This is a genomic window from Gordonia asplenii, assembly GCF_012933505.1.
GTDB classification, from domain to species: domain Bacteria; phylum Actinomycetota; class Actinomycetes; order Mycobacteriales; family Mycobacteriaceae; genus Gordonia; species Gordonia asplenii.
Map to the genome: position 1 here is coordinate 174,488 of NZ_JABBNB010000002.1, position 25,816 is coordinate 200,303.

The following is a 25,816-nucleotide window of genomic DNA, read 5'->3' on the forward strand; positions in this document are numbered from 1 at the left end:
GGCATTTCGGCTCGCGACACCTCGATACGTGAGATCTCGCAAGCTCGATCTCCCTACTCGGCGGGCGGGGTGGCGGTGCGTCGTGACTCGTGAGCTCGATCTGTCTAGACGGCCGGCGCTATCCGCCGAATTTCGCGCTGGTGCCGAGGTCGACGGGCAGCGCGGCGCCGGTGATGCCGCGGCCGGTGTCGGCGACGAGGTAGAGCACGGCGTCGGCGATCGCCTCGGCCTCCACCCAGGGGAGGGGGAGCAGATTGAGTTTCTGCATGATCTCGGCGGTGTCGTCGAGGACGGGATCGTCGAGGTCGGGGCGGAAGCCGCGCACCATCGGCTCGTTGTCGATCATGGTGGTGCGCACATTGCCCGGGTGGATGGAGTTGACGCGGATGTTCGCCCAGCCCACCTCGTTGGCGATCGACTTCGCCATCCCCGCCACGGCATGTTTGGCGCTGGCGTAGTGCACGATTCCCGGCACGCCGCGCAGCCCGGCCATCGACGAGACGAGGATCACCGAACCACCGCGGCCACCCGCCAGGATGTGCGGTATCGCGACCTTGGTGGTCTGCCATACGCCGGTCACGTTGATGTCCATCATCTCCCGGAATGCCTCCGGTGCGAGATCCCACGACATGGTCGGAGCTGCGGCGATGCCGGCGTTCGCGACAGCGATGTCGAGTCGCCCGAATCGCTGGACCCCCGCGTCGACCGCGTTCTGCAGGGCGTCGAGGTCGCGGGTGTCGGCGATCGAAGCGGCGACGGTGCGCCCGGTGGCCTCGACGAGGCGGACGGTCTCGGCGAGATCGGCTTCGGTGGCCATCGGATACCGGGCGGTCTCGACGTCGGCGCAGCGGTCGACCGCGATGATGTCGGCGCCCTCGGACGCGAGCTTGACCGCGTGCGCACGTCCCTGACCGCGCGCGGCGCCGGTGATGAACGCGACCTGACCGGTGAGCTTGCCCATGGTTCTCCTGTCGTCGAGCAAAACTAGAACGTGTTCATTGTTACCCGACGAGGGTGGGCCCGCTCTCGTCGACCGCCGAAACACGAGCCGGAGCGACGACGACCCGGTTCCTGCCACGGTGCTTGGCCTGGTACAACGCGCGATCGGCACGCTCGAACAGGTCGTCGATCACGGCATCGAGATCGTCGAGACCAGTACTCGGCCGAGCGATCGCGAGCCCGGCCGACGCCGTCACCGCACCGCGCATCTCGCCGGACCGCTCCGAGCCGCCGCCGATCGCCGCGCGAACCCAATCGGCGCGACGAGCCCAGTGATCGGCATCAGCTGACTCGCCAGAACCGACGGGCGGGCCGACCAGCAGCGCGGCGAATTCCTCGCCGCCGACCCGGGCGACCGTGTCGGCCGGACCGATCGCCGCGGCGAGTGCGGATCCGGTCGCGGCGAGGAAGCGATCTCCGGCCGCATGACCGAACCTGTCGTTGTACGCCTTGAGGTGGTCGACGTCGAGCAGCAGGAGCGCCACCGGCTCGGAGCCGGACAGCCGGGCGCGCAGTGCGTCGATGAAGGCGCGTCGGTTGGGCAACCCGGTGACCAGATCGGTTCGGCCGAGTTCGTCCAGAATCCGGGTGCGCTCCCAGTCGATTCGCAGGAGCCGCTCCATCGCGAACGAGAATCGCGCGACGATGATGATCACGATCGCCCCGACGCCGACGGCGATGAACCGCTCGGCGTCGCCCGGCAGCACCCACATCTCGGCACCGAGTACACCGGCACCGAGCACGGCGATACTCGGCAGGAGCACGACGTGTCGGATCTGTACGAGCGCGAGGCTGACCAGGATCGCGACCGGGGCCAGCAACGGTACGAGGTCGGTTCCCACCGGAACGACGAGTCGCTGCGTCATCAGACCGGCGATCACCACGGCCATCGCGAGGATGTGCAACTGTGGGCCGAACCGGCGCGGACGCATCCGCGCCACGGCCATCGCCAGTACGAGCCCGGCCGCGTCGCAGCCGATCAGGGCGATCCGAATCATCTGGTCATGTGCGGTGAGGTCGGTGATCAGGAATGTCTGAACCGTGATGGTGACGGCGAACGCGGCCAGCGTCGCCATGGCCAGGACCAGTCGACTGCCGCATCCGTGCCGTTCGAACTGCTCTCGAAATTGTGCTTCCAGCGGGGGATCGGCGAATCGCATCCGGCCGCAGCGGGCGCGGAGGTTGCTCACCGTAGAGATGTCGTCGGCGCCGCGTGCCCGCTTCCGCCGCGAGGAGCCGGCGGCCGTCGGCACACAGGCAACCGGGGCCACGGTCTTGTCGCGACCGGTCGCCTTCGCTTGGTACAGGGCCTGGTCGGCGGCTCGGGTGAGGCTTTGCGCGGTCTCGTCGGCGGCGTCGTCGGGGCAGGTGCCGACCAGCGTCGCGACACCCGCGGACGCCGTCGTCGACCGCTCGACCGAATCCGCGGCGCTCACCGTTGCGACTTTCGCGCGCAGTGCTTCGGTTCGCAGCCGGGCGTCGGCCGGCGTCGTACGACAGAAGAGCACGGTGAACTCCTCGCCCGCATGTCGAGCGACGAAATCATCGGGCTTCGCCGCGTCCTGCAGTGCGGTGGCGATCGACCTGAGCCGGGCGTCGCCCGCGGGATGGCCATGGCTGTCGTTGAACGCCTTGAAGTCGTCGAGATCGAGGATCGCCAGACTCACCGGGGCCATCTCCGGCGAGCAGACGGCCGCGCGTAGTCGCTGCTCGGCGTGACGCCGGTTGGGGATCGACGTCAGGCTGTCGGTGTTGGCGAGCGCGCAGTAGGTTCGATCGGCGTCGAACGTGCGCCGGGAGGTGATCTCCACTCGGTGCACAGACACCAACGCCGCGACGGCTATCGCACATCCGAGAACGACGGTGTTGCGCTCGACGACGCCCATCGGGATGGTCAGCGCCTCGGTGACGGAGATCGCCGCGGCGAAGGTGATGATCACCGGTGCCACGATGATCAGTCGAAGCTGAGTCACGATCAACACCAGCGACAGGGCGATCGGGTAGGTCACCGGCAGCGGATCGTGGCCGGCTCGGTAGAGCACGATGCGGGTGGCCATCAACACGGCGACCTGCAGGCCGACGGCGCCGACGAACAATGCAGCCGAGATACGTCGGTGCAGTGGACGCGCCTGGCTGGCGAAACCCAGGCCGCTCGATAGGGCGACCGCGACCAGGAACAACGGCCCCAGCGTCGATCGATCCGATTCCGCGGGGCTGAAGAAGGTGAGATAAGCGCCGACGATCAGCGAGAAGATCGACACCGCCGTCCACGCCTCCAGGCGCAGGCGTCTGCCGTCCGCGTAGAAGGATTGGCGGAACCGCTCCTCGGTGGCCGGGTCGTCGAAGGCGGCGATGAGCATGGGGAGGCGGGGTCTCACCGGCGATCGGGTGCTCGCGTGAACTATCGCACTACCTCCCCTGAGACACCTGGATGATCGAAAACTCTTACCTGAACATCGTGAATCGAGGCTGCGACGTTATCTCCGGTCCGCCGATTTGGGATCAGACACGGACTTCTCTACACTAGAGCGGTTGCCTGTGCCCTCAGTGCACCGGTTTCCCATAACTGAATAGTCTCCGGTGCCGGCGAAAAGCCAGGGGCATCGGCGGCGAGAACCTATTTACAACTATCCGCTTCGTAGAAGGCCCACCGGAGAGAACGGGACGTCGAACTCCCGCGACCTGCGTTGCATGGGAACCGCTACGAGAAAGGTTGACGGTCAACCATGACCATGACTGACCCGATCGCAGACTTCTTGACGCGTCTGCGTAACGCCAACTCGGCGTATCACGACGAGGTGAAGTTGCCCGCCTCGAAGATCAAGGCGAACATCGCCGAGATCCTCAAGCGCGAGGGCTACATCACCGATTACCGTACCGAGGACGCCGAAGTCGGCAAGAACCTCGTCGTCACCCTGAAGTACGGCCCGAGCCGTGAGCGCAGCATCGCTGGTCTGCGCCGCGTCTCCAAGCCCGGTCTTCGGGTGTATGCAAAGTCCACCAACCTGCCCAAGGTGCTCGGCGGCCTCGGCGTGGCGATCATCTCCACGTCCTCCGGCCTGCTGACCGATCGCCAGGCAGCCAACCAGGGCGTGGGCGGCGAAGTCCTCGCTTACGTCTGGTAGGGGAAGCGTAGATATGTCGCGTATTGGTAAGAATCCCATCGCAATCCCGGCCGGCGTCGACGTCACCATCGACGGCCAGGACGTCACGGTCAAGGGCCCGAAGGGCGAATTGAGCCTGACTGTCGCAGAGCCCATCGCCGTGGCCGTGGAAGAGAAGAACATCGTCGTCACTCGTCCCAACGACGAGCGTCGCAACCGCGCCCTGCACGGGCTCAACCGCTCGCTGATCAACAACCTGGTCATCGGCGTCACCCAGGGTTACACCACCAAGATGGAAATCTACGGTGTCGGTTACCGCGTGCAGGCCAAGGGCCGCGACCTCGAGTTCGCCCTCGGTTACAGCCACCCCGTTCCGATCGAGGCCCCCGAAGGCATCAACTTCGCCGTCGAGTCGCCCACCAAGTTCTCGGTCTCGGGTATTGACAAGCAGCAAGTCGGCCAGATCTCGGCGAACATCCGCCGCCTGCGTCGCCCCGACCCGTACAAGGGCAAGGGCATTCGCTACGAGGGTGAGCAGATCCGTCGCAAGGTCGGAAAGACGGGTAAGTAGGAAATGGCTGAAACAACCACTGAAACCAACAAGACCACCAAGCGCAAGCCGGTCGGCAAGGACGTCTCGACTCGTCGTCGCGTCTCCAACTCGCGCCGCCACTTCCGCCTGCGCAAGAAGGTCTCCGGCACCGCCGAGCGGCCGCGTCTGGTCGTCAACCGCAGCTCGCGGCACATCCACGTGCAGCTCGTCGACGACCTGGTCGGCAAGACCCTGGCCGCGGCGTCGTCCATCGAGGCCGACGTCCGGGCAGCGGGCGGCGACAAGACCGCGCAGAGCCGCAAGGTCGGCGAGCTCATCGCGGCTCGGGCCAAGGCCGCCGGCGTGACCGCCGTGGTCTTCGACCGTGGTGGACACGACTACCACGGCCGTATCGCGGCGCTGGCCGACGCCGCCCGCGAGGGAGGCCTCGACTTCTAATGAGCATGTTCGCAACTTTCACCACCAAGACCGGAGGAGTCCTCTGATGCCCGGACGTCAGCGTGACGGCGGGAACGGACCCGCCGGAGACAACAACAGCAACAACGGCAACGACCGCCGTGGCGGCGGCCGCGGCCGCCGCGACGATCGGAACAACGGCCGCGACCAGGATCGCAACCAGCTCGAGCGCGTCGTAGCGATCAACCGGGTGTCGAAGGTCGTCAAGGGTGGTCGTCGGTTCTCCTTCACCGCTCTCGTCGTCGTCGGCGACGGCCAGGGTCTGGTCGGTGTCGGATACGGCAAGGCCAAGGAAGTTCCCGCGGCGATCCAGAAGGGCGTCGAAGAGGCTCGCAAGAACTTCTTCCGCGTTCCGCTGATCGGCGGCACCGTGACCCACCCCGTTCAGGGTGAGGCCGCGGCCGGTGTCGTGATGCTGCGCCCGGCCAGCCCCGGTACCGGTGTGATCGCCGGTGGCGCGGTGCGTGCCGTGCTGGAGTGCGCGGGCGTCCACGACGTCCTCGCCAAGAGCCTCGGCTCGGACAACGCGATCAACGTCGTCCACGCAACGGTGGCGGCCCTCAAGATGCTGCAGCGTCCCGAAGAGGTCGCCGCACGCCGCGGGCTGCCGATCGAAGATGTTGCGCCTGCAGGCATGCTGCGTGCACGTGCGCTGGCACAAGGAGCGAAGTGATGGCACAGCTGAAGATCACCCAGATCAAGGGCACCATCGGTACCAAGAGCAATCAGCGTGACAGCCTGCGGACCCTCGGCCTTCGCGGCATCCGCAAGTCGGTCACCCGCGAGGACACCCCGGCCAACCGCGGCCTCATCAACGTGGTGCGCCACCTCGTGACAGTCGAAGAGGTTTAAGCAATGACCATCAAACTCCACCACCTTCGCCCCGCGCCGGGCGCGAAGACCGAGAAGACCCGCGTGGGTCGCGGTGAGGGTTCCAAGGGTAAGACCGCGGGCCGCGGCACCAAGGGCACCAAGGCACGCAAGAACGTGCCTGCCGCCTTCGAGGGCGGGCAGATGCCGCTGCACATGCGGCTGCCGAAGCTCAAGGGCTTCAAGAACCGCAACCGGGTCGAGTACCAGGTCGTCAACGTCGGCGATCTGGCCGAGCTGTTCCCGGCCGGTGGCACCGTCGGCGTCGCGGAACTCGTCGCCAAGGGCGCGGTCCGCAAGAACCAGCTCGTCAAGGTTCTCGGCGACGGAGAGCTGTCGGTGGCGCTGAACATCACCGCTGACAAATTCTCGTCTTCGGCCAAGGAGAAGATCTCCGCGGCCGGCGGCACGGTCACCGAACTGTAGTCTGCTCCCGTCGGGCGAGTGGTGGGCGAGGCCGGCCTGCAACTGCAGGTCAGCCTCGTTGACCACCTCGCCCGACGGTTTGCTTTTTCGCGTGCTGTTAGAGTTTCAAGCGTTGCCTGTTCGACTCGGCGGGGGTTGCCTCGCGTTTCCCGCGCCCGCGGTCGGACTCGAGAAGAACTTTGTTGTCAGTCGTCGACGCCGCGTCACCGCCAGACGCGCTCGTCCGACGCAGCCTAGGAGGAATTAGTGCTCTCGCCCCTCGTCGCGGCCTTTCGCACGCCCGATCTGAGGAAGAAGATCCTCTTCGTCGTCGGCATCTTGATCCTGTACCGGCTCGGTGCGACGCTTCCGTCGCCCGGCGTCGACTACCGCGCGGTCAATGCGTGCCTCGACGAAGTCTCGAAGGGGTCGTCGGCTGACATCTACTCGCTGATCAACATGTTCTCCGGCGGCGCGCTGCTGCAGCTGTCGGTGTTCGCGATCGGCATCATGCCCTACATCACCGCCAGCATCATCGTGCAGCTGCTGACCGTGGTCATTCCGCGCTTCGAGCAGTTGCGCAAGGAGGGCCAGTCCGGGCAGGCCAAGATGACGCAGTACACGCGGTACCTGACCGTGGGTCTGGCGATCCTGCAGTCCACCGGCATCGTGGCCCTCGCGGCCCGCGGCGACCTCCTGCGCAACTGCAGCCGCTCGAACGACATCATCCACGACAAGTCGATCTGGTCGTACATCGTGATCGTCGCAGTGATGGTCGCCGGAGCGTGTGTGGTCATGTGGTTCGGTGAGCTGATCACCGAGCGCGGCATCGGCAACGGCATGTCGCTGCTGATCTTCGCCGGTATCGCCTCCCGCATCCCCGCCGAGGGCAAGAACATCTACGACTCGGGCACCCTGCGCTTCGTGCTGGTGTGTGTCGCCGCCTTGGTGATCCTCGCCGGAGTGGTATTCATCGAGCAGGGCCAGCGTCGGATTCCGGTGCAGTACGCCAAACGGATGGTCGGGCGCAAGATGTACGGCGGATCGTCGACGTATCTGCCGCTGAAGGTCAATCAGGCCGGCGTCATCCCGGTGATCTTCGCATCGTCGCTGCTCTATCTGCCGCAGTTGATCCTGCAGCTGACCGGCAGCAACGACGGTGAGCAATCCGGGTGGCAGAAGTTCATCAGCAATTACCTGACCGATCCGGGTAACTGGGTGTACATCCTGGTGTACTTCGCATTGATCATCTTCTTCACCTACTTCTATGTCGCGGTGACCTTCAACCCCGAAGAACGCGCCGACGACATGAGGAAATACGGCGGCTTCATCCCGGGTATCCGCCCGGGGCAGCCGACGGCCGATTACCTCGGGTATGTGCTATCGCGTATCACGCTGCCGGGATCGTTCTACCTCGGTATCATCGCGGTGTTGCCCAACCTGTTCCTGGAAATCGGCAACTCGGGCGTTCAGAACATGCCGTTCGGCGGCACTTCCGTGTTGATCATGGTGGTCGTCGCGCTCGACTCCGTTAAGCAAGTCAATAGCCAGTTGATGCAGCGCAAGTACGAAGGATTCCTCAAGTGAGACTCGTTATCCTGGGACCCCCCGGAGCCGGTAAGGGCACACAAGCCGAACTGCTGTCCGAGGCCCTCGGCATCCCGCACATCTCCACCGGAGATCTGTTCCGCGCGAACATCTCACAGGGCACGCCGGTCGGCGTGGAGGCCAAGCGTTATCTCGACGCCGGTGACCTCGTCCCGTCGTCGATCACCGTCGACATGGTGCGCAATCGGGTCGCCGAGCCCGACGCCGCCAAGGGCTTCATCCTCGACGGCTTCCCGCGCTCGACCGAGCAGGCCGACGCGCTCAAGGGAATCCTCGCCGAGCTGGGCAACAAGCTCGACGCCGTGCTGTCGTTCGTCGTCGACTCCGACGTCGTCGTCGAGCGGATGCTGGCTCGCGGCCGCGCCGACGACAGCGAAGAAGTGATCCGCAACCGCCTCTCGGTGTACGCCACCGAGACCGCGCCGCTGCTGGAGTACTACGGCGACGACGTCACCACCGTCGACGCGATCGGCGAGGTCGCCGAGGTGCACAAGCGTGTCCTCGGTGCGCTCGGCGTCGGCGAGTAGGAGAACCCGCACCCATGGGCTTTCGCGGCCGCAGCAAGCAGGTTCCCTTTCGTTCGGCAGGTGAGGTCGATGCCATGGCGGCCGCGGGAGCGGTCGTCGGTGCGGCGCTGGTAGCCGTGCGGGAGGCCGCGAAGCCCGGGGTGAGCACCCTTGACCTCGATGCGATCGCCGAGGACGTGATCCGTTCCGCGGGCGCGGTGCCGTCGTTCAAGGGGTACCACGGCTTTCCGGGGTCGATCTGTTCGTCGGTGAACGACGTCGTGGTGCACGGCATTCCGAATGCGCAGACCGTACTCGCCCAGGGCGACCTGGTGTCGATCGACTGCGGCGCCATCCTCGACGGCTGGCACGGTGACTCGGCGTGGACCTTCGGCGTCGGCGACCTCTCCGACGCCGACGCCGACCTCAGCGAGGCCACCCGGTTGTCGATGGAGGCGGGCATCGCCACCATGGTCGACGGCGCGCGACTGACCGACATCTCGCACGCCATCGAGCTGGGCACCCGCGAGGCCGAGAAGAAATTCGGCCGGTCGTTCGGGATCGTGGCCGGCTACGGTGGGCACGGCATCGGCCGGGAGATGCACATGGAGCCCTTCCTCGCGAACGAGGGCAAGCCGAACCGCGGGCCGCGGCTGGTGATCGGGTCCACGCTGGCCATCGAGCCGATGCTGACCCTGGGGACCACGGAAACCTCTGTCCTGCAAGATGACTGGACCGTCGTCACCGACGACGGTTCGCGTGCCGCGCACTGGGAGCACACCGTCGTGGTCACGGCGGACGGGCCGCGGATTCTGACGACGCGGCCGGTCTAGGACTCGCTACCTCCGCCAGAAATCTGCAGACCGTCTCAGGCGTCAAGGGCACACCGCCCTTGGCGCCTTTGTCGTCTACCGATCTCCGTCCACCATCAGCCGCTCCACCAGGTCCGACACGATCTCTTCGGTGTCGGTGGCCGGGTCGATCGGTGTGGTCAGTCGGTCGAACATCAGTCCGTCGAGCGCGTAGTGGAACAGCGCGATCTCCCGTCGGCCCGCCGGGAAGTCCCGCGGCGTTATTGAATTCGACGTCGTCGTCGAAGCCGGCCTGGCGCCAATCGGTCAACGCGGCCCCGACGTCGGGCCGTCGGGCCGCTTCCAGCCGCAGTTCGAACAGCGCCAGCGTCACGTCACGCTGCGTCGTCAGCCGTTCGACGATGTACCGCACGAAATCGCCGAAGGTCCGCTTCGACGGCGGCTGTGCGGACAGTCGTGCGACGACGTCGGGGTCGGGGGCCAGCCGCTGCCCGATACGTTCCACGAGTGCGCCGATGAGTGCCGCACGAGTGGGGAAGTAGTTCGACGCCGTGCCCATCGGCAGGTGCGCGGCCCGGTCGACCGCACGGTGGGTGTGCGGCGGTTCGGTGCTGGCCGGTGCGCTGATCGGGCAGGTGGATCGGGTGGTCGTCAAGACCTACCCGGTGCTGCTCGGTGCGGGACTCCCGTTGTTCGCCTGAGCATCGTCGAATCACGTCGGACTCGATCACCTCGAGCACCGCTGGCTCGCACCGGGAATCGCGATGAATTGCTATCGTGTCCTCCGCTGAACCACGCGTCGTATCGAAGGTCGGGCAGTCCGGTCGCGTACGATTTGTAGATATTTCGGCGGCTGACGAGACGGGAATGCAGATGACGGATGACCGCGACGAGCGCCCGCGGTCATCCGCCGCCCGCCGCCCCCGCATCACCGTCGGCGAACTCCGTGAACGCATGCTCGACGCCGCGCTGGCGATGGTCGCCGACGCGGGGGGACTCACCGTCAGCCTCGCGCATTTGAATATGGAGGAAATCATTCGCACGGCGGGGGTGCCGCGCAGTTCGGTGTACCGCGAATGGGACACCAAAGAGGATTTCTACGTCGAATTGATGATCGCCCTGACGGCACCCGACCCCGCCCAGTCGGCGGGATTCGACGCCGAGACGATGCGTCTGGCGAATTCGGTTATTTCCGACAACACCCATCGCCTGACCTGCGAGGAGGGACGTCGGGCGGTGTTGTACGAGGCCATTCGCGTCGGAGCGAAACGGAATTATCAGGCCCTCTCCGGTTCGCTGAAATACCAGACGATCACGGCTCTCGTCGCGGCTCTGCCCGCGTTCGAACATCAGCAGCGCGCGCAGATCACCGCGGCGATGAATACCACCGAGCGATTCTTCACCGGGCGGATGGAAATGTTCTACAAATCGCTGCTGCCCCGCGTCGGATTCCGCATGAAACCGGGACTGACCGAACTGCAACTGGCCACCGCGGGAGCGTCGATCATCGAAGGAATGGCGCGTCGCAATTCGACGACGCCGGAGCGGGTGAATACGCCGGTGCGCTATCCGGGTATCGACGGAGAGATCGTGGACTGGCACCTGGCGGCGTTGACGTTGGTCGGGGTCATCGAATTCATGCTCGAGCCGATTCCGGGGTGGGTCGCGGCGAATCCAGCACAATCGTCACCGGGCCGTCGTTGACGAGTTCGACGTGCATGTGTGCGCCGAACGAACCCGTCGCGACCGTTGCGCCGGCCGAACGCAGGGCATCCACCACGGCGTCGACGAGTGGTTCGGCGACCGGACCGGGCGCGGCCGCGTTCCACGACGGGCGGCGTCCCTTCGCGGTGTTCGCGTACAGGGTGAATTGACTGATCACCAGGATCGGGGCGTCGGCGTCGGAGGCGCAGATCTGCCCGCCGTCGAGGCCGTCGAGGATCCGCAGCTGCCAGATCTTCTCCGCCAGCCAGGCCGCGTCAGCTGGGGTGTCGTCGTGCGTGACGCCGACGAGCGCAACCAAACCCTGTGCGGGAGAGGCTAATTCGAGAGCGCCGACGATCTCGCCGTCGACCGTGACGGAGGCATTGCTGACCCGTTGAAGAACTGCGCGCATGGCCTCGACGATGCCAGAGCGGTGTCGGAGCGGAATAGTCGGACCGGCGCCGCGGTTGGCAACGACTATGAGCCAGGACACCGACGTTCGCGAAGCAGCCATCAAACAGTTCGGCACGCACGGCGCATGGGGGTGGTTCAAACAGTTCTCCGCCGAGCAGGTCGCGCGGATGGAGGAACTCGGGTTGGGGACCGTCTGGCTGGGCGGCTCGCCGAAGCATCTGCAGCCGGTACGCGACGTGCTGGCGGCGACGTCGTCGATCACCGTCGCCACCGGCATCGTCAACATCTGGAACACCGATGCGCGGGTGATCGGGGAGGAATTCCTCGCGCTCGACGCCGAGCATCCGGGCCGCTTCTATCTCGGTATCGGAGCCGGTCATCCGGAGGCCACGCAGGAGTATGCGACGCCCTACGAGGCGGTGAGCCGCTATCTGGACGTGCTCGACGAGGTCGGGGTGCCGGTTCATCGCCGCCTGCTCGCCGCCCTCGGCCCGCGCATGCTGCGACTGTCGGCGGACCGCTCGCTGGGCGCGCACCCGTACCTGACGCCGCCGCCGCACACGAAGATCGCCCGGGAGACGCTCGGGTCGTCGGCGCTGCTGGCTCCCGAGCACAAGGTCGTCGTCGACACCGATCCGGTCGCCGCGCGTGCGGTGGGACGGCCGCCCGTCGACCAGCCCTACCTGCATCTGCGCAACTACGTCAGCAATCTCAAGCGGCTCGGTTTCACCGACGCCGACATCGCCGACGGCGGCAGCGACGCACTCATCGACGCGTTGGTGGCACACGGCGATGCGGCGACGGTGCGCGCGAAAGTCGACGAGCATCTCGCGGCCGGTGCCGATCACGTGACCATTCAGGTGCTGGGATCGTCGGACCCGACGGTCGAATTGGCGGCGATCCTGGGCAAGTAGCGGGCGGCAGCCTAGTCCAGCTGGTACTTCACCGTCACGGTGAACGTCAGGGTCTGCTGCCCCGGCTCCACCGGGATCGGTGCCGCGGCGACGTCGGCCCGGCTGAAGGTGCCCGGCGTCTTGGCGGCCTGATCCTGCCCCGTCGTCGCCTCGGTGATGGTGAGGACTTTGCCGAGGGAATCGCCGGCGAGGTCGGCGTACTGTCCGGCGCGCGAGCGGGCATCGTTGAACGCGGCCTCGCGGGCCTGGCGCATCAGGTCGGAGTCGTCGTCGATGGAGAACGACACATTGGAGATGCGGGTGTTGTCCCCGCCCGCGGTGGGCGCCGCGGCCAGAATCGTCGACGCCTTGGTGAGGTCGCGGATGGTGATCCGCAGCGAATTGGTGGCCTGGTAGCCGGAGATCTGCGACGTCCCGCCGGGCAGTGGCGAGGAATACTGCGGGTTCAGACTGACCGTCTGCGTCTGGATGTCTTTGCGTTCGACGCCCGCTGCGACGACGGCGTCGGTGACCTTCTTGACCTTCGCGCTGGCCTGATTGAGCGCCGACGTCACGTCGGCTCCCTCGGCTTCGATCCCGACGTCGGCTTTGAGCGTGTCCGGGGTGCCGGTCACCTTGCCGCTGCCGATCACGGTGATGCTGCGCGCCTGATCGACCGGGTCGTCGGTGCCGCACGCGGCGACGCCCCCGATGAGCACCGCCGCCCCGAGCGCCGCGGCGAGTCGTCGAGTCCAGATCTTCATCGAGTGCACCTTCCCATCGGTGTCGATCCCACCGCTGTCGGTCCCATCGCTGTCAGTCATTCGACGTCAGGATCGACAGCGCCCAGCTGACGGCGGAGATGACCAGCGCGCCGAAGATCGCCGACCAGAAGAAGTCGTCGACCTGCAGGCCCCAGTGTGTGGTGTTCTTGGTGATCCACGCGGTGATCTCCAGCATGAATGCGTTGATGACGATGTGAATCAGTCCGACGGTTAGAATATAGAGCGGGATCGCGACGATCTGTACGATCGGCTTGATCACCGCGTTGACCACCCCGAAGATCAGCGCGACGACGAAGATGATGCCCGCCTTCTGCCAATTGTCGTGGTACCCGACGAAGTCGATGCCGCCGACGATCAGCGAGGCGATCCACAGCGCGAACCCCGTGCAAACGGTGCGAATCAGAAACGGACCCATACCGAGATAGTGCCATGAACGTGTTCTCGATGTCGGCAGCCGCGCCCGGGGAGAGTTCGGGGTGCAGTTCAGGGGAACGACCGGTGGCGAGCGGCCGGTTACTCCGGTTGGATGACTACGGTCGTCCAAACAACACACGTGTCAGGGGGATATGACAGCATGGCGGATGTGTCGTCGTTCAATCCCTTTGGGCCGTCGAGCGATTCGGGGAACCACCCGGGCGCACGCCCCGGCCCGCCGTCGGGCTCCCCGTTCGGGCCGCCGTCGTCGGTGCCCGGACCCTCCGCAAACCAGCCGAATCCGACACCGGGTCGGGCATTCGACGTCGCCGGACCGCCGAGCGGACTGCTGTTCGCCGCGGGCGCGTCGGCGCTCGTCGGCCTGGGCGCCGCCATCGCGGGCGTGATCGAGCGAAACTGGATCTCGGTGATCGGGTGGGCCTTCGCGGGACCCGTCGCGATCATCGTGCTCGGGCTGTTCGTCGCCGCCGACACCAAGCGGCAGGCCGAGCCGGTCTACGCGCGGCCGGGCTGGTTGTCAGTGGTGTATGGGATCGTCGCCGCATTGATCGTGATCGGGATCGTCGTGGCGTCGGTGGGTGTCGCCCTGTGGATCGGACACATATGAGAATCGTTCACACCGGCCGCCGCGTCGGCGCGTTGATAGCGGCAGTTCTGCTGGTCGCGCTGACGTCGGTGCTGTGGTCGGCCACCGCGCACGCCGACTCCGACGACGCGGGTGTCAACCGGTTCGGAGCCTGCCTGGCCGCCAACAAGTCGGGTCAGGTGCTGTTCCTGATGGACGAGTCGTACAGCCTTCATGACACCGACCCGCAGGCCGCGCGTGTGACGGCGTCGAAGTACCTGGCCGAACAACTGCAGACGTTCGCCGCCGACACCGGTGCGAAGATCGACGTCGCCGTGTCCTCGTTCGCGCAGGACTACACCGAACTCAAGGGGTGGCAGGAGCTGAGTTCGTCGTCGATCGGGTCGATCACCGACACGCTCGCGACGCTCAAGACCCGCAACACCGGCCAGGACACCGACTATCTGACGGCGCTCAGCGGAGCGCAGAAGACGCTCGCTGCGCGCAAGCCGGCCAACGGGGCGTCGGGCTGCCAGCTGATTGCCTGGTTCACCGACGGTTCGATGGATTTCAACGTCGACAACCGGCAGGGACCCAAGACCAAGGACTACGCGCCCGGGGTGGAGCTCAACGGGCCCGCCGACGTCGCGAAGGTGACCGCCGCGGCCACCAAGGGCATCTGCCGGTCCGGTGGTGTCGCCGACCAACTGCGGTCGTCGGGCGTGATCACCATCGGCATCGGCCTGCAGAGCACCGCGGGCGACTCGTCGACCTTCGATCTGATGAAGTCGATCGCCACCGGTCAGCAGACCTCGACGGGGTCGTGCGGCGACATCACCTCACCGACGCCGGGCAGCTTCTATCCGGTGTCGAACATCGACGATCTGCTGTTCGCGTTCGACAAACTCAGCACCCCCGGTCAGCCGCCGATCACCTCCGAAGCGGGTGCGTGCGTCAAGACCGTCTGCGAAAAGGGCAAACACAAGTTCGTGCTCGACACATCGGTCGGCAGTGTCTCCATCCTGGCCTCTGCCGATCGGGAGGGCCTGGTCCCGGTGCTCGTCGCGCCGAACGGCAGCGAGACCCGAATGACCTCGGCCGGCTCGTCCGACGTCGCCGGGGTGACCGTCGGCTATCGCAACCCGTCGAGCAAGACCGTCGCGGTGCGGATGACCAACCGCGACGCCCCCGGCTGGTCGGGCGTCTGGGCGCTGGTCTACATCGCACCCGACGGCGCCGCGGCTGCGCAGACCAGATCGAGCATCCACATCACCGGTGACCTGCTGCCGTCGTGGCCGGGCAAGGCGACCACGAAGCTGCACAGCGGTGACACCTCGGTCGGCATGACCTTCGCCGTCACCACCACCGACGGCAAGGCGGTCGACGCCGCGGCGATTCCGGGCAAGGCGGCGCTGTCGGCGCAATTGGTGACCGCCGCGGGCAAGACCATCCCGATCACCTCCACCGACCTCGACAAATCTCAGATCACGCAGAAGCAGACGGTCAGCCTGGCCGGCGTCGCGCCGGGTAATGCCACCCTGCGGATGACGCTGAAGGTCACCACCGCGCCCGCCCGAGATCGCACCGGAACGATGGTCGCGGGCACGGTGCTGTCGCCGCAGAACGTCGATCTGCCGGTGACCGTCTCCGCGCCGGTGGGCTATCCGCAGCTGGGTTCCTCGATCGACTTCGGCCGCCTCGACGGCGCCGGTTCGTTGACCGGCGCGCTGGCGATCACCGGCCCGGGCTGCGTCTGGATGAACTCCTCCACGCCGGCGAAGATCCTCGCCTCACCGGTGGACAACCCGACGGTGACGTCGGGCTCCGACGCCAAGTCGAACTGCGTCAAGGTGGCCGACGGGCAGACCGGCCAGTTGCCGCTCACCCTGTCGGTACCGGGCGAGGCCAATGGCACGGTCAACGGCAAGGTGTCGATCATGGTGGCACCCACCGACGGTTCGGCCGCGCCGGTCGCCGTCGACGTGCCGTTCACGGCGTCGTTGAGCAAGAAGCTCGACGTCGAGCGCGCCATCGGTGCATTCGTGATCGCGTTGATCCTCGGACCGCTGATTCCGCTGCTGCTGCTGTATCTCGTCAAGTGGCTGAGCTCGCGCATCCCGGCGAAGGCCTTGCGGTCCGAGCAGATCCGCGTGCAGGTCAACGGTTCGACCGTGCTGCGCGACGGCGCGCCGTTCGCGCTGCGCGACAACGACCTCGTGCGGATGGTGCCCGGGCTCGACGCTCCGGCCCGCCGACTCGACCTCGGCGGGGTGGCGCTCAAGGTCCATCTCGGCCTGGCCCCGTTCGGTACCGGCTTCGTCGTCGCGTCCGCATCGGGGGCGGCGGGTGCCGCCGGTAAGACCGGGGATACGCACGGCACGACCCCAGACGCGAAACTGCCGCTGGCGGTTCATAATTCGTGGTTCATCCTGCACGACCCGAACGGTCCCGCCGACGCCGCGACCGTCGTCGTGCTGGCCGGCGCCGACGCGACGGCGACGGTGCGCGCGCGGATCGAGTCGGAGATCAACTCGACGCTGCCGCGTATTCTCGGCGAGCTTCGGGCGAAAGCTGCTCCGGGACAACCGAATTCATCCGGTGGCCCGGGGGATCAGCCCAACCCGTTCGGTACCGGGCCCAGCGCGCCGCCGCCGACGAACCCGTTCGCGGGAGGGGCGCCGAGCGCGGACCCGTTCGGGCACACGCAGGTGCGGCCCGGCTCGGGTCAAACCCAGTACGGTCAACCCCCGCAGGGGCGGCCCCAATACGGTCAGCCCCAGTATGGTCAGCCCCAACCCGGCCGGTATCCGCCCGGGCCGCAGCAGGGTGGACCGAATCCGTTCGGACCGAGCGGACAACAAGGCGGGCAGCAACCGCGAAATCCGTTCGAGCGGTAGCGGTCAGCCCATGCCTGCACATTCGTCGATTCCAGTGAGGACCGCACCGGCTATGAAGAGAGTTCCGTGATGAAGAGATTTCTGATTGTCGGTTGCGGCGGCTCCGGCGGCGCCACGTTGGCCTACATGATGGATCAACTCCGGTCCGACCTCGCGGCGCACGGCATCAACCGGCTGCCCGCCGGATGGCAGTTCGTCCACCTCGACGTCCCGACGGCGCCGTCGCCGGTCGAGGGTGTCGGGAGCGTGCGCGATCAGGGCGGCGTCTACGTCGGCACCGGACCGGAGAGCGACAGCTACCGCGTGCTCGACAACGCGTTGAGCCAGCGGCTGGCGGCCAATTCGGCCCTGGACACCGTCGCCACCTGGGCGCCGCGCGATCCCGACACCGTCTACACACCGCTGTCTACGGGTGCCGGGCAGTACCGGGCGCTGGGCCGGATGATCACGCTGAGCCGTCTCACCGCCGTCCGCAACGCGCTGCAGCGCGCCTGGGACGAGCTGTACCTGAACTCCACCGACACCGAGATGCGTTCGCTGCACATCCCCGGCACCGGCGGCTACAACGCCGAGGACCAGCCGATCGTGCTGGTGGTGTCGTCGATGGCGGGGGGCGCGGGCGCATCGATGGCCCTCGACGTGTGTCGCATCCTCACCCTGGTGTCCGGCGTGGACCCCAAGCTGATGGGCGTGTTCATGGTGACGCCCGACATCTTCGAGTCGCTGCCCGATTCCGCGGTCACCGGAACCCGCGCCAACGCGTTGGCGATGCTCGGTGAGATCGTGGCGAGTCAGACCGGGTCGGCCCGCGAGACCGACGTCGCGCTGCTGCGTGCGCTGGGCCATGAGAACGGCCAGGGCGAACGCATCCCGTTCGCCCGGGTGTTTCCGGTCGGACGCTACGTCGGGGCTCAGCGCACCGTCTTCGGCGACGGCACCCCCGGCGCGGTCTATCGTGGCCTCGGTCGCGGACTGTCCGGATTGATCCTGTCCGGTCCGGCGACCCAGCAATTCGTCGAATGGGATCTGACCAACGCCGTCGGCGATCAGGGGTCGCTGGAGTACCTCGGCTGGGGCAACCAGCAGTGGAACAACGTGCCATGGGGCACCTTCGGTTTCGCGAGTCTGTCGATGGGCCGCGATCGCTACGCCGAATACGCCGCCCAGCGCCTGGCCCGCTCCGCGGTCGACAAGCTACTGCACGGCCACCTGCAACGCGGCAACGAGGCGTCCGACGAGGAGCAGGTCAACGCCATCCTCGACAATCAGTGGGGCAATATCTGCGCGACGCTCGGCCTTCCGGCGGTCAACGATCCGTCGTCGGCGGGTATCGGTCCCTGGCTGGCCACCACGGTGCTGCCGGGCAACCAGGTCGCCAACCACGCGGTGAGCATCCTCAATTCCGCGGTGCGCCCGTACATCGACCAGACGCCGGGCGTCAACGGCGAACAGTGGGTGGCCCGGGTGTACCAGGTGCTCGGCGAGCGCCGCCAACTGCTCATCGAGGGGGCGAACAACGCCGCCTACGGCGTCGCCTATCACTGGCATCTGAATTTCGTTGCGGCACTTGAGCTTGCGACGTCACGGGCGATCGCCACCCAGGGGCTGCCCTACGCCACCGGTTTGGTCAAACGGGTGGCACGGATGCTGCAGGACGTGATTCTTCCTGCGACGCAAGACCTTTCGAACTTCGGTCCGCGGGACATCGCCGAGCTGCCCGGCCATGTGCAGATGGCGTTGGCCTCCATCAAGGGCACGCTGTCCAACCCGGCGGCACCGGCCGAGGCGATGCTCGACGGCGCCCGCGAGACGGTGGAACGCCAGGTGTACGCGGCCTTGTCGCATCACGTGTCGATCGCCGTCGGCGCGATGATCAACGAGGTGTTCGAGCCGCTGGTCGACGCGCTGAACGAGTCGCAGACCGTTCTGCGGCAGGCGGCGTCGTCGACGCGTCGCGAGGTGGGGCTGGCGCTGCTGCAGACCACCGAGTACGCGGCGTGGCCCGCCGACCGCGACGACATGGTCGCCGAGCGTTTCGCGGAGGCCGACAACGAGGTGATGCTCACTCGCTCAGCGGATTTCAAGCAGCGCTACGAGTTCGACCTGCCGATGTCGGTCGGCGCGGCCAATCCCGACCCGCGCTACTTCGCCGAGGGGGTGTCACGGGCGTCGGCGCATGTGATCACCGGCGAGTGGTCGACCGTCGCGGGGCTGCGTGCACCGGCCGAGGACCGGCCCGTCGTCGAACGCACCTCGACGTGGCTGTCGCGGGCGTTCCCGCGGCATCCGGAGACCGGGGACGGACTGATCACCGCGCGGGCCGCCTACGACGTCCACGTCCGGCCGGCCGAGTTGCTCGACCGCGCCCGGCGATTCATCGCCCGCCCGGGTGAATCCTTCGACAGATTCTGCTCGGTGTCGTTGCGCGAGTACGTGATCGGAGCCGACGCGCTCGAATCAGAGCTGGCTGCGCGGCGCGCGGACGTCGTGCTGCGGTTCCGCGAGGCGATCAACCTGGCCCGGCCGCTGGCCAGCGTCAACGAGAACGCGATGCAGGCCATCCACGGCGTCGCCGAGATGGTCTACCGCTACAAGTTCTCCGCGATCCCGTTCCAGGGGCTCGCCGTCGCACCGGAGATGGAAGCCGCTCTGGCACAACAGTCGCGAGTCGACAAGAAGAGCGCCGACGCCCTGCGCAACGCCCTGACCGATGAAGCCAGGATCAAGCGCATCGACATCTTCGGTTCCTACCCGAACTACTCGCCACTGGCGTACGAGTCGGTCGTCGAGCCGGCGTCGAGGCAGTGGCTGGCGTCGTCGACGGGCCAGCGCAAGGCGTTCTGGACGATGCGTCGTTCGCGGCCGTTGGAGGCGAGTCTGCCGATGCACGAGAATGAACGCCGCGCGATGGTCGCCGGTTGGGTGCTCGGCCGCGCCATCGGTCGCGTCCAGGTGCCCGCGGCGCCCTTCACCCAGGCCGCCCACGTGTGGGATGACGAAGTGCACCAATGGATTCCGTTCCCCAATCCGTTGTTGACACCGCCCTCGGAATTCCTCGCCGACTACGACTGGCTGCCCGCGGTCCTGGAGAGCGTGCTGCTCGCGATGGCGCAGTCGCATCAACCGCCGGCGATGGCCTCGATGAAGCCGTACCGGGCGCTGCGTCGGATTTACGACGCGGGCAAGGAGAACCAGACGTCGGGCCTGGACCAACTGGCCGGCTCGATCGCGCTGGCCGACTGGCTGCGCACCGGTGAGACCGGTACCGGGGTCGCGTCGGTGATCACCGAGACCGGCCCCAAGGAGACCATCGAGCATCGGGCCGAGCGGCTGCGCGGCTATCTGGAGGAGTACCGCGCGTTCGTCGGGCATCACTACATGAAGCCCGGGTCGGGCGGCGGGCCGGGCACCCCCGGGGCCGCCGGCGGCGGCATCTTCTCCGTCCTGTCGGTGCGTCAGCAGGCGTCGAAGACACCGGTCTTCCGTGACCTGGCTCCCGACGTGTACTGGGCGACGACGCAGTTGATCGATCTCATTCCGGGTGCCGTCGAAGCGGCCCGACGCGCGCCCATGCCTGCGCCGGGTCCGTTGCCCGCCGGTCAGGGCGGCCAGAGTTTCGAGGTGCCGAGGATGGATTCGAGTTTCGAGGCGCCGAAGGGCGGTAATTTCTGATGACTGCCGACATGTGGGCCGGTTCGCCGGGACTGACCGTCTTCCTCGCGCCCGCCGGCGCGGGCGACGGCGTCTACGCCGCACTGTCGGACCTGTCCGCGGCCGGTCTCGTCGGACCGTTCGCGTGGGTGGGTTCGGAGGCCGAGCACGCGGTGAACTCGGTGATCTACGTCGACGGCGGCCGCGCCGTCGACGTCGCCCTGCCCGACCTCGTGTCGTCGCGGCAGACGGCGGTGTTGCGTGTCGTCACCTTGGTGCCGGTGCCGTCGTCGGTGCTGGACAAGGGGATCGGGCAACTGTCGATCAACGCGACCGCCCGCGCCGCCGAACTGCTCGCCTCCACCACCGGCGCCCAGCGCGTGGTGCGGATCCGCTGCCTGCTCGCGCGGGGCGGCGGCATCGCCGGCGACACCTCGACGCTCGCGATCGACGGCTGGCACAACATCGTGATCTCACCGGAGGACGCCCGCGGCCCCGACTTCGGGCGGGTACAGCTGCCGCCGAATCCGTCCGACGCCGACGCCGGGCGGTTCGCCGCACCGGTGATCGCCGGACTCACCGGGCTGTGGAGTCAGGTGAACCATGCGCCGCTGGACAACGCGCCGGTGCTGCCCGGACAGGTGGTGCGCCTGGCCCGCTCGTTCTATCGCAAGCTGGAGACCGGCGACGTCGAGGCCGCGCTACGCGCCGAGGTGCTCACCCAGAACGGGACCCTGCCGCTGCCGAGCGATCAGCGCTCACAGGTGATCTACGTCAACGACGTCGGGCTCGCCACCGCCACGATGGCCGATTCGCTATGGCGCAAGCACGCTGCGGTGCTGCGCGGTCCGCGCCTGCCCTACGACGTCTCCGCGCCCGAACGCGTCGGTGCGTGGGCGGTGCTGAAGATGTTCTTCGGCTTCCTGTGGGCGTCGATCCGCAACGCGCCCGGTGCCTGGTACCGCAAGGTCGCCGACGGGGTTGCCGGCAGCATCGCGCTGAGCGTGCAGAACGCCGTCTTCACCGGCGCGCCGGCCGCCTACGAGGTGGTGGTGCGCGGCCGGACCGCGAACGGCGTGCTCGCCGGCTGGGCCGACATCGGCGCGGCGTCGGGCCAGCTCGCCGGGGCGCTGGACCAGACCGAGAACATCCACGACGGGGGTGCGGACCTGTCGGGCGTGTGGCAGGACTACACCCGCGCCACCCTCACTCTCGCCGACGCCGGAATGCGCACCTCGGACCTGCCGCCGATCCAGGTGGGTTCCGCGCGGGGCATCATCGGCGCCGCCGACGATCTGGTCCCCGGACCGTCGAGCCGGTTCACCGCGATTCCGGGCGTGATCGCCGCGGCCGTGCAGAGCGACGGCGTCGACGCCACCGACCCGCTCGGCATTCGTGAACTGCGCCAACGCCTTTCCGAAGTCGAGCGCACCCCGGATCAGGGGTTGGCGGCCCGCGCCGTGCTCACCGACCTCAACGAGTGGGAGCGGCGGACGTCGCGCAGCTTCGGCGCCGCGGTCGGCGGTCGGCTGGCGGGTGCCTTCTTCAGTTCCTACGGCGAGGTTCAGCAACTCCTGGAACGGTTGCGCACCGCACAGCAGCCGCCGGAGGCACACAGCTCGAACATGAAGCTGGCCCGCGCCATTCAGCTCACCCTGGTGGTCCTGCTGCTGGTCACCGGGTTGTTCGCCTACCTCGCGATCGCAGGCAAGGTCGCGTGGTGGATCGCCCTGATCGTCGTGCTGGTGATGTTCGTCATCTGGTTCGTCGCGTTCGCCTTCGTCTTCATTGCATCACAGCGCACCATGTTCGCGATGCTGCACCAAAGACGTGCGGCGATAAGCGAATTCGAGACCGACAAGCAGAATCTGCGGACCGCGTTGCGCGATCTGCGCCGACTGTCGCAGGCCTACGGACAGTTTCTGTCGTGGAGCCGCGTGCTCGGCAGCTTCCTCGCGGCGCCGCTCGGTCCGGACAACTTCCGGCCGACCCGGTCGCTGCAGGTCTCCTGGGGCCTGCCGATGTCGACCGGCGTCGGCTCTGCTCAGCCGGCCGCCGCCGACGTCGCCGATGCGGCCGGGTATCTGCGCCGTGAACTGTTCCACCTCGGCTGGCTCAGTTCGTCCTGGGACAACCTGGTGGTGTCGTCGATTCCGCCGGTCCCGGGCAGTCGCAGCACCGGCGCCGAGGCGTCACCGGTGTGGGGCGACCGCGGGCGGGGGACCGGGTCGTCCCTGGACCGTTGGTCGAACGATCTGTTCGCGGGGGTGATCACCTCCACGGGTGCCGAACTCGTGTGGCAGCGCGCCGTCGCCAGCCTCGGCGGATCGATGTCGGAGCTGGTGCCCCGACTCGTCGGATCGGTGAAAGTGGCCGGCGGACCGGTGGTTTCGCTGCCGGAGTTCGTCGTCGGCATCGACCGCGACGTGCCCCCGGCGGGCACCTTCGATCGGTCCCTGCTCACCGACCTCGCGGTCACCGGCTCGGCCGCCGACGTCGCCGTCGACATCCGCAGCCGCGCACTGACCGGCCTCGGCCGGGTATGCGTTGCCACCCAGCTCAGCGACGCGATGCCGCTCGACGCCCTGGTGCGCTCCGACGCGCGCACCGACGTCGGCTGGTCGGCGGCCAATCCGGTGGCTCCCGACGCCGCGGGACCGGTAGGCGACCGCACGCCGGGACAGTCGCCGCCGTCGTCGTCGAATCCCGACGACGCCGATCCGTTCCGTGCCCCGGACCTGGGCGCGGGGTTCGGGTTCTAGCGCATGGCCACCGCAGAGGATCTCCTCGCCGCGCTGACACTGTGGGCGGGCGAGCAGCACCGTCCGGTGCCCGACGCCGAGCAGTTGGTCCGGATCTCCCGCGAGCCCGACAACTGGTCGTCGGGTACCGTGCCCGACGTCGTCGCGGTGTGGACCCCGACCATCGAATACCTCTTACGTCAGGTGCGGCTCGGGGTATTGGCGCCGGTCGCGGCCGCGCAACTGCCCGACAGTTTGCGCAGACCCGTTCGAGAGCCGCAGGCAACTAACCCCGCGCCGGCATCAGTCGTGCCGGAAGCCGCCCTGCCGCAACCAGATCCAGAACCGGAGCCGGAGCCGGCGGGGCAGCGGACGAAGGTTGCGACGAGACCGGGCGTGGACGCCGACCCGGACAACCGGGCCGCGGTGGTCGCCGCGCTCATCGAATGGCGGGGCCGCCAGATCGCCGACGGCGTCCAGGGCGCCGACGCGATCAAGGACGTCACCCTGCGCAACCTGGTGAAATACCGGCAGACCAGCGAAGAACAGATCCGGATGAAGCTGCCCGGATCAGCCGCCGGACTCGCCGGGGATCTGGCCCGCGTCTTCGCCGAGCTGGGTGTCGGAGGACAGCCCGTCACGGCGCCCGCGCCGGTCCACCAGGCGCCCCAGCACTCCGCGACGCCCACGCCGGTGGTGTTGAGCGGGACCAATCCGCTGCCCGATCCGACGCCGGGGCCGACCGTCGATCCGAACCGGCTCGATCTGACCCACAACGACTTCGTCGCCTACGACTTCTCGCCCGCCGAGGTGAGTCCGGGCGGCATCGGCATCACCGCCGCCCCCGACGGCGTCGCGCTGAGCTGGGATCCGTGGCCGATCGCGCCGGGGCAGACGGTCATCTACCGCGTGGTGTCCGGCGACGACTCGCCACCGTACAAACCCGAAGCGGGCGATCTCGTCACGGTGACGACCGCACGCGGGTGCACCGACGGCCGGTTCCTGGTGTCGGCGGTGCGCGCCTATCAGGTGTGGGTGCACGTCGGCCCCGACGTCGCGGCCGCCCGCATGACACAGCCGGTGATGTGGGCGCAGGGTTCGGAGATCAGCCCCGTCGACAATATGACCCTCACCGAGGACGAGGGCCGGGTCATCGGGCAGTGGTCGGTGTTCCCGGGAACGAAAGCCGTTCGCGTGTACCGCATTCCGCTCGAAGGCGGCGGCACGCCCGGCGACGATCCGCAGTATCAGATCGCCGTCGGCGACGCCAACCTCACCGGCTTCGTCGACGCCGACGTTCCGCGTGGCCGCCGCTACCTGTACCGCGCGCTGGCCGAGGTGGAGGTCAACGGGTCGAGGCGGCTGTCGCGGCGCACCCAGCAGGAGATCCTCGTCTCGGTGCGGCTCACGCCCGTCGCGGACCTCGCGATCACCATCAGCGACGCCGATGCTCAGTTCGATCTGAAATGGTCGACGCCGGACACCGGCATCGTGCACATCTATCGGTTCAACAAGCAGCCGACGGCGGGCCTCGAGCGGGAGGATCTCGACGCCGCGGCGCTCGAACTGCAGGGATTCAGCGAGGCGACCCGCATCAAGCAGCCGATCAGCGCGCTCGACGAGACGACCTCGCAGATGCTCGGCGTCCCGTGGCCGCAGGGCTGGGATCGCGCCTATCTGACGCCGGTGACGGTGTCCGGCGGACGCGTGCGCATCGGCACGACCCGCGTGCAGGCGCGACCGCTTCCGCCGGTCCAGGCGCCCCGGCTGATCGAGCGGTTCCACACCGAACTGATCACCTTCGGCTGGCCGTCGGGCGCGGCGAGCGTATTCGCCTACATCGGTTACGGCAATGCCACCGTCGAGCAGAACACGTCCGGGGCGCCGTTCGCCGAGGTCAGTTTCAGCGCGCATCAGCGCGACGGCGCACTCACCTTCCCGCGCCCGCTGCCGGCCACCGGCTGCACGATCTACCTGGTGCCCGTCGCCTATTCGGCGGGCCACGAAATCCGCGGCGACGTCACGACCCTGGAGTACCCGGGCCTGGCCCGGCTGGACTACACCTTCGTCGCGATCAACGCCCGCCCCGGTCAACTCCTGGTCCGGCTGTACCTCAAGGCGGAGTCCGACATCGACGACCCACCGGCCTTCGTCCTGGTGCACAACCCGGACCGCCTCCCGCTCGACGCCGCCGACGGCCGCAACCTGAGCTTCCTCAATCAGGGATTCAGCGTGCCGCACTGCCAGCTCGACCGGATCGGGCGCGGCGTGAACACCACCGACTGGACGGTCGACCTGACCGGCGTCGAAGGGTTCCTGCGACTGTTCGTCAGCGACAATCGGCGCACCCGCCGAATCGCCCTGCTGGATCCGAAGATGGATCTGCTGTGGCTGCCGCCCGCGCAGCAGGGGTATTGA

At 67.6% G+C, this 25,816-nt stretch carries 23 protein-coding genes; 17 read left to right on the forward strand and 6 right to left on the reverse strand.

The annotated features are described in order from the left end of the window. Nucleotides 1-118: 118 nt before the first annotated feature. Complete coding sequence (locus HH308_RS02785) at nucleotides 119-961, reverse strand: mycofactocin-coupled SDR family oxidoreductase (protein ID WP_170192652.1); 843 nt, start codon at nucleotides 959-961, stop codon at nucleotides 119-121. Between the two features lie 40 nt (nucleotides 962-1,001). Continuing rightward, nucleotides 1,002-3,359, reverse strand: coding sequence for a GGDEF domain-containing protein (locus HH308_RS02790; protein ID WP_170192653.1), 2,358 nt, complete (start codon nucleotides 3,357-3,359; stop codon nucleotides 1,002-1,004). 366 nt (nucleotides 3,360-3,725) lie between these two features. Between HH308_RS02790 and rpsH the strand changes: the two genes are divergently transcribed. The 9 genes from rpsH to map all read left to right on the forward strand — a co-directional run bounded on the left by rpsH (nucleotide 3,726) and on the right by map (nucleotide 9,334). After that, nucleotides 3,726-4,124, forward strand: a complete 399-nt coding sequence (gene rpsH / locus HH308_RS02795) for a 30S ribosomal protein S8 (protein ID WP_170192654.1) — start codon at nucleotides 3,726-3,728, stop codon at nucleotides 4,122-4,124. 13 nt (nucleotides 4,125-4,137) lie between these two features. Further along, nucleotides 4,138-4,674 carry a 50S ribosomal protein L6 gene (rplF, locus tag HH308_RS02800; RefSeq protein WP_170192655.1) on the forward strand — a complete coding sequence of 179 codons (537 nt, stop codon included), beginning with the start codon at nucleotides 4,138-4,140 and terminating at the stop codon, nucleotides 4,672-4,674. A gap of 3 nt (nucleotides 4,675-4,677) precedes the next feature. Next, complete coding sequence (rplR, locus tag HH308_RS02805) at nucleotides 4,678-5,094, forward strand: 50S ribosomal protein L18 (RefSeq protein WP_170192656.1); 417 nt, start codon at nucleotides 4,678-4,680, stop codon at nucleotides 5,092-5,094. Between the two features lie 46 nt (nucleotides 5,095-5,140). After that, nucleotides 5,141-5,785 carry a 30S ribosomal protein S5 gene (gene rpsE, locus HH308_RS02810; protein WP_170192657.1) on the forward strand — a complete coding sequence of 215 codons (645 nt, stop codon included), beginning with the start codon at nucleotides 5,141-5,143 and terminating at the stop codon, nucleotides 5,783-5,785. Then, the gene (gene rpmD, locus HH308_RS02815; protein ID WP_170192658.1) at nucleotides 5,785-5,964 is read left to right on the forward strand and encodes a 50S ribosomal protein L30; all 180 of its coding nucleotides are present in this window, start codon (nucleotides 5,785-5,787) and stop codon (nucleotides 5,962-5,964) included. The genes rpsE and rpmD overlap by 1 nt, the downstream gene beginning before the upstream one ends. Nucleotides 5,965-5,967: 3 nt before the next feature. Further along, nucleotides 5,968-6,408: a 50S ribosomal protein L15 gene (rplO, locus tag HH308_RS02820; RefSeq protein WP_170192659.1), complete on the forward strand. Its 441-nt coding sequence runs from the start codon at nucleotides 5,968-5,970 to the stop codon at nucleotides 6,406-6,408. A 246-nt stretch (nucleotides 6,409-6,654) separates the two neighbouring features. Beyond that, on the forward strand, nucleotides 6,655-7,974 hold the full coding sequence (gene secY, locus HH308_RS02825) for a preprotein translocase subunit SecY (protein ID WP_170192660.1): 1,320 nt from the start codon (nucleotides 6,655-6,657) through the stop codon (nucleotides 7,972-7,974). Continuing rightward, the gene (locus HH308_RS02830; protein WP_170192661.1) at nucleotides 7,971-8,522 is read left to right on the forward strand and encodes an adenylate kinase; all 552 of its coding nucleotides are present in this window, start codon (nucleotides 7,971-7,973) and stop codon (nucleotides 8,520-8,522) included. The genes secY and HH308_RS02830 overlap by 4 nt, the downstream gene beginning before the upstream one ends. 14 nt (nucleotides 8,523-8,536) lie before the next feature. Next, complete coding sequence (gene map, locus HH308_RS02835) at nucleotides 8,537-9,334, forward strand: type I methionyl aminopeptidase (protein ID WP_170192662.1); 798 nt, start codon at nucleotides 8,537-8,539, stop codon at nucleotides 9,332-9,334. On the opposite strand, the gene HH308_RS30755 is transcribed toward map, so the two are convergent. Continuing rightward, complete coding sequence (locus HH308_RS30755) at nucleotides 9,291-9,872, reverse strand: TetR/AcrR family transcriptional regulator (RefSeq protein ID WP_246284158.1); 582 nt, start codon at nucleotides 9,870-9,872, stop codon at nucleotides 9,291-9,293. The genes map and HH308_RS30755 overlap by 44 nt on opposite strands. On the opposite strand from HH308_RS30755, the gene HH308_RS02845 reads away from it, so the two are divergent. After that, nucleotides 9,865-10,014, forward strand: a complete 150-nt coding sequence (locus tag HH308_RS02845) for a dihydrofolate reductase family protein (protein ID WP_170192663.1) — start codon at nucleotides 9,865-9,867, stop codon at nucleotides 10,012-10,014. The genes HH308_RS30755 and HH308_RS02845 overlap by 8 nt on opposite strands. 166 nt (nucleotides 10,015-10,180) lie before the next feature. Further along, nucleotides 10,181-11,017 (forward strand): TetR/AcrR family transcriptional regulator, encoded by an 837-nt coding sequence (locus tag HH308_RS02850; RefSeq protein WP_170192664.1) that lies wholly within the window; start codon nucleotides 10,181-10,183, stop codon nucleotides 11,015-11,017. Here the strand turns inward: HH308_RS02850 and dtd are convergent. After that, nucleotides 10,950-11,429 (reverse strand): D-aminoacyl-tRNA deacylase, encoded by a 480-nt coding sequence (dtd, locus tag HH308_RS02855; protein ID WP_170192665.1) that lies wholly within the window; start codon nucleotides 11,427-11,429, stop codon nucleotides 10,950-10,952. The two genes, HH308_RS02850 and dtd, sit on opposite strands and share 68 nt — an antisense overlap. A gap of 67 nt (nucleotides 11,430-11,496) precedes the next feature. Between dtd and HH308_RS02860 the strand changes: the two genes are divergently transcribed. Beyond that, a complete protein-coding gene (locus tag HH308_RS02860; RefSeq protein ID WP_170192666.1) occupies nucleotides 11,497-12,345 on the forward strand; it encodes an LLM class F420-dependent oxidoreductase in 849 nt (282 codons plus the stop codon). Nucleotides 12,346-12,356: 11 nt separating this feature from the next. On the opposite strand, the gene HH308_RS02865 is transcribed toward HH308_RS02860, so the two are convergent. Beyond that, on the reverse strand, nucleotides 12,357-13,088 hold the full coding sequence (locus HH308_RS02865) for an SIMPL domain-containing protein (RefSeq protein ID WP_170192758.1): 732 nt from the start codon (nucleotides 13,086-13,088) through the stop codon (nucleotides 12,357-12,359). A gap of 52 nt (nucleotides 13,089-13,140) precedes the next feature. Next, the gene (locus HH308_RS02870) at nucleotides 13,141-13,524 is read right to left on the reverse strand and encodes a phage holin family protein (protein WP_170192667.1); all 384 of its coding nucleotides are present in this window, start codon (nucleotides 13,522-13,524) and stop codon (nucleotides 13,141-13,143) included. 159 nt (nucleotides 13,525-13,683) lie between these two features. On the opposite strand from HH308_RS02870, the gene HH308_RS02875 reads away from it, so the two are divergent. From HH308_RS02875 to HH308_RS02895, 5 genes are all read left to right on the forward strand, one after another. Then, the gene (locus tag HH308_RS02875; RefSeq protein ID WP_211188111.1) at nucleotides 13,684-14,151 is read left to right on the forward strand and encodes a hypothetical protein; all 468 of its coding nucleotides are present in this window, start codon (nucleotides 13,684-13,686) and stop codon (nucleotides 14,149-14,151) included. Beyond that, nucleotides 14,148-17,006: a VWA domain-containing protein gene (locus HH308_RS02880; RefSeq protein WP_170192669.1), complete on the forward strand. Its 2,859-nt coding sequence runs from the start codon at nucleotides 14,148-14,150 to the stop codon at nucleotides 17,004-17,006. Before HH308_RS02875 ends, HH308_RS02880 begins: the two co-directional genes overlap by 4 nt. A gap of 69 nt (nucleotides 17,007-17,075) precedes the next feature. Further along, nucleotides 17,076-20,678: a tubulin-like doman-containing protein gene (locus HH308_RS02885; RefSeq protein ID WP_170192670.1), complete on the forward strand. Its 3,603-nt coding sequence runs from the start codon at nucleotides 17,076-17,078 to the stop codon at nucleotides 20,676-20,678. Continuing rightward, nucleotides 20,678-23,419 (forward strand): hypothetical protein, encoded by a 2,742-nt coding sequence (locus HH308_RS02890; protein ID WP_246284160.1) that lies wholly within the window; start codon nucleotides 20,678-20,680, stop codon nucleotides 23,417-23,419. The genes HH308_RS02885 and HH308_RS02890 overlap by 1 nt, the downstream gene beginning before the upstream one ends. A 3-nt stretch (nucleotides 23,420-23,422) precedes the next feature. Then, nucleotides 23,423-25,816, forward strand: a complete 2,394-nt coding sequence (locus tag HH308_RS02895) for a SaeA-related protein (RefSeq protein WP_170192671.1) — start codon at nucleotides 23,423-23,425, stop codon at nucleotides 25,814-25,816.

Bases quoted from the DNA above. Each gene is read 5' to 3' on its own strand.
- HH308_RS02875 (WP_211188111.1), top strand. From the start codon at position 13,684: ATGGCGGATGTGTCGTCGTTCAATCCCTTTGGGCCGTCGAGCGATTCG.
- dtd (WP_170192665.1), bottom strand. From the start codon at position 11,429: ATGCGCGCAGTTCTTCAACGGGTCAGCAATGCCTCCGTCACGGTCGAC.
- rplF (WP_170192655.1), top strand. From the start codon at position 4,138: ATGTCGCGTATTGGTAAGAATCCCATCGCAATCCCGGCCGGCGTCGAC.
- HH308_RS02895 (WP_170192671.1), top strand. From the start codon at position 23,423: ATGGCCACCGCAGAGGATCTCCTCGCCGCGCTGACACTGTGGGCGGGC.
- rpsE (WP_170192657.1), top strand. From the start codon at position 5,141: ATGCCCGGACGTCAGCGTGACGGCGGGAACGGACCCGCCGGAGACAAC.
- map (WP_170192662.1), top strand. From the start codon at position 8,537: ATGGGCTTTCGCGGCCGCAGCAAGCAGGTTCCCTTTCGTTCGGCAGGT.
- HH308_RS02850 (WP_170192664.1), top strand. From the start codon at position 10,181: ATGCAGATGACGGATGACCGCGACGAGCGCCCGCGGTCATCCGCCGCC.
- HH308_RS30755 (WP_246284158.1), bottom strand. From the start codon at position 9,872: ATGGGCACGGCGTCGAACTACTTCCCCACTCGTGCGGCACTCATCGGC.
- rplR (WP_170192656.1), top strand. From the start codon at position 4,678: ATGGCTGAAACAACCACTGAAACCAACAAGACCACCAAGCGCAAGCCG.
- HH308_RS02880 (WP_170192669.1), top strand. From the start codon at position 14,148: ATGAGAATCGTTCACACCGGCCGCCGCGTCGGCGCGTTGATAGCGGCA.
- HH308_RS02790 (WP_170192653.1), bottom strand. From the start codon at position 3,359: ATGCTCATCGCCGCCTTCGACGACCCGGCCACCGAGGAGCGGTTCCGC.
- HH308_RS02860 (WP_170192666.1), top strand. From the start codon at position 11,497: ATGAGCCAGGACACCGACGTTCGCGAAGCAGCCATCAAACAGTTCGGC.
- HH308_RS02890 (WP_246284160.1), top strand. From the start codon at position 20,678: ATGACTGCCGACATGTGGGCCGGTTCGCCGGGACTGACCGTCTTCCTC.
- rpsH (WP_170192654.1), top strand. From the start codon at position 3,726: ATGACCATGACTGACCCGATCGCAGACTTCTTGACGCGTCTGCGTAAC.
- HH308_RS02785 (WP_170192652.1), bottom strand. From the start codon at position 961: ATGGGCAAGCTCACCGGTCAGGTCGCGTTCATCACCGGCGCCGCGCGC.
- HH308_RS02885 (WP_170192670.1), top strand. From the start codon at position 17,076: ATGAAGAGATTTCTGATTGTCGGTTGCGGCGGCTCCGGCGGCGCCACG.
- HH308_RS02870 (WP_170192667.1), bottom strand. From the start codon at position 13,524: ATGGGTCCGTTTCTGATTCGCACCGTTTGCACGGGGTTCGCGCTGTGG.
- rpmD (WP_170192658.1), top strand. From the start codon at position 5,785: ATGGCACAGCTGAAGATCACCCAGATCAAGGGCACCATCGGTACCAAG.
- HH308_RS02865 (WP_170192758.1), bottom strand. From the start codon at position 13,088: ATGAAGATCTGGACTCGACGACTCGCCGCGGCGCTCGGGGCGGCGGTG.
- rplO (WP_170192659.1), top strand. From the start codon at position 5,968: ATGACCATCAAACTCCACCACCTTCGCCCCGCGCCGGGCGCGAAGACC.